At 64.5% G+C, this 2,637-nt stretch carries 2 protein-coding genes and 1 pseudogene; all 3 read right to left on the bottom strand.

The window, feature by feature from the left end; all coding sequences use genetic code 11:
- Window positions 1-31: 31 nt before the first annotated feature.
- Complete coding sequence (locus FXB38_RS33560) at window positions 32-2,101, bottom strand: recombinase family protein (RefSeq protein ID WP_148755230.1); 2,070 nt, start codon at window positions 2,099-2,101, stop codon at window positions 32-34.
- On the bottom strand, window positions 2,082-2,282 hold the full coding sequence (locus FXB38_RS44155) for a hypothetical protein (protein ID WP_148755229.1): 201 nt from the start codon (window positions 2,280-2,282) through the stop codon (window positions 2,082-2,084). The genes FXB38_RS33560 and FXB38_RS44155 overlap by 20 nt, the downstream gene beginning before the upstream one ends.
- Window positions 2,283-2,340: 58 nt before the next feature.
- Window positions 2,341-2,628, bottom strand: a pseudogene (locus tag FXB38_RS45135) (DUF5372 family protein); the annotation flags it as partial.
- Window positions 2,629-2,637 lie beyond the last annotated feature (9 nt).

The raw sequence follows: 2,637 nt of genomic DNA, 5'->3' as shown, positions 1-2,637 counted from the left end.
CCCGCTTCATAATGCTCACCTTTCTATCTCGTTAGACTTCCAGTTCTTTTTGTAGCGGAGTGCCGGACGGCGGACGTCTGAGGCGCCGCGCGGTGGCGGCTCGTTTGACATCAGGACGCTCAAGATCGGCTGCTTTGATGATCCAAGGTGCCCCTTTGCAAAGCTGGCTCGCCGCGAGCTGGTCGTCCTTGATCAGACGTCGCACGGTTGACGGGCTGACGGAGAGGGCCGCGGCCGCCTCGTCCAGAGTGACCTCGCCGCGGTCGCGGCGCTCGCCTTCGCGATAGGCTGCAATGTCGTTGTGGCTACGCAAGCTGCACACTCGCGACTTGGTCCATCCATTGCCGCGCCCCGTGGTTTTGCCGGATCGGTTGAGCACCGACGCGATCGCTTTGTCTGGCATCTGCCGCGCCAGCACGCGCACGAGATCGACTGTCTCTCCCGCTGCGCTCCAGCGGTGCTGGCCGGAGCGATTCTTCTTGACCTTGAGAGCGGAGTGGTCGCCGCCGTGCCAGCGGATCACCAGATCGAGCGTGTTGTCCTCGACGCGGACGACGATCTCGTCGATCAGCGTTCGCACGATCCGCTTGCGTGTCTCGGGTAGCACGCCGGCACTTGACCAAGCACGCTCCAGGTCGGCGCCTAGCGTCATCATCCGCTCCCTGTCGGCAGGTGTGAGATCAACAGCGGGCGAAGCCGTCAGTCCCTCCAGCTCGGTCTCCAGATTGCGCACGACCGCCAGCCGGTCGTTCCATCGCTTTTCCAGCTCGGCGGCGACGAGACGATTGTCGGGATCGACGGCATCGTATTGGCGGCGCGCGCGCCCGACCTCATAGCGAGCCTGCTCCAGCGCCAGTTCGACTTGGCCGCGTTTGTCTTCGTTCGCACGGCTGCGCGTAGCCTGCGCGGCGAGTGCCGCCTCGATACCGAGCGGTTGCAGGCGCTCGATCACCTCGGCGGCCACGTCACGATCGATCCGCATGCCGCCGAACGAGATGCAAGGGTCACCGCCATGATTGTTGGCGCCGCCCCGACAATGGTAGCGACCGGTGTTGCCGTCCTTACCGGAGTAGGCGACGTGAAGTTTGCGCCCACAATGGCCACAGCGCAGCAGGCCGGCGAGCAGAGCCTCACCTCGACGCAGGGCACCGCGGCTCATCGGGTTCTTGCCGTTGGCGTTGTCCGCAATCAGGCCGATGTTCCTCTCATGGTCCGCCCAGCTCAGATAACCCTCATGATGGTTCGGGATCAACACCTCCCAATTCTTGCGCTCCTTCTTGAAGCCGCGAACCACCTTCTTACGGCCGGCCTCGATGCTGATGCGGCTGCCGGTGCGCCCGAATGCATACGCGCCGGCATAGATTGGGTTGGTCAGAATGTGCAGGATCGTGTTGTAGACCGGCAGCTTCCACTCGACCAGGCGGCCTTCGGCGCCATAGGTTGCGGCGGGCAACGGAACGCGCTCGTGTCTGAACCAGAAGTGCACCTGACGCACCGACTGCATCTCGGTGAACTTGGCGAAGACGAGCGCGATCGCCTCGCCGACGCGCCGATCCGGGTCCTTCTCGATGCGGTTATGGCCGACCCGCACGTAGCCGACGGCGACCGTCATGAACAGCTCGCCCCGGCGCGCCTTCTGCTTCAGCGCTTCGAGCGAGCGCTGGCGCAGTACCGACAACTCCATCTCGCTCATGGTGCCCTTCATACCGAGCAGTAGGCGATCGTTGGGCTGTCGCGGATCGTAGACGCCGTCCTCGTCGGCGATCAGTGTGCCGACGAGACCGCAGAACTCGAGTAGCGTGTGCCAGTCGCGACCGTTGCGTGCGAGCCGCGACGCCTCAATCGAGACCACGACCCCGACGCGTACCTCACAGATGGCGGCCAGCAGCTTCTCGAAGCCGGGCCGCGCGACGCCACCGCCGGAGCGGCCGAGATCGTCATCGATGACGGCAACATCGCTCCAGCCCAGCTGTCGCGCGCGCTCCGGCAAATTGTACTGACGGCGCTTACTTTCCAGGTTTTTGACGACCTGATCAGGCGTCGACTGACGGATGTAGACGACGGCCTGACGGGCGAGGTGCTCAGGCGTGACCTTGCTCATGAGCGGCCTCCCTCGTCTCTGTGGTTGGCGTGCCCGTCTCGATATTGGCGCCGTCGGCGAGGGCCTCGACCAGCAGCCCCTCGATCAGGCGGACGAGAGTGCTTCTCTGCGACGCCGGAATCTCCGGCGTCTGGCGATCCTCCTCGAACAGGCTCCCTTGCAAGTGGCGTCTTGGTTGCATGATCCCCTCCTTCACGCGGGGGCCATACCCCGCCTTGAGAGGCGATAAGGGCATCGATTCGCGCCCGCAGCTCGACGAGCCTTTCGACAGCCAACCGAGGGCTTGCTGTGAGCGTTGCAGAGCGGGCAATATCCTCGCTCATCCAGGCTGGGATCAGGGCGAGTGTCCCGTCGGGCTGCACCACAACCAGATGGTCCTCGCCAGCGAAGCGCTTGCGGTGCTCGACCTGCACCATCTGCCCGGCCCGAGGATGGAACGGATAGAGGATCAAAACCTCGAACGCCGGACACCCGGCATTGTGACGCTGTCTCGACCGGCGTCGGCAAGAGCTGGATCGCCTGCGCACTCGGCCACA

It is taken from the genome of Bradyrhizobium cytisi (genome assembly GCF_008123515.1).
Lineage (GTDB): Bacteria > Pseudomonadota > Alphaproteobacteria > Rhizobiales > Xanthobacteraceae > Bradyrhizobium > Bradyrhizobium cytisi.
Note: the sequence above shows the minus strand (reverse complement) of the source record. Positions and strands in the feature narration are given on the sequence as shown.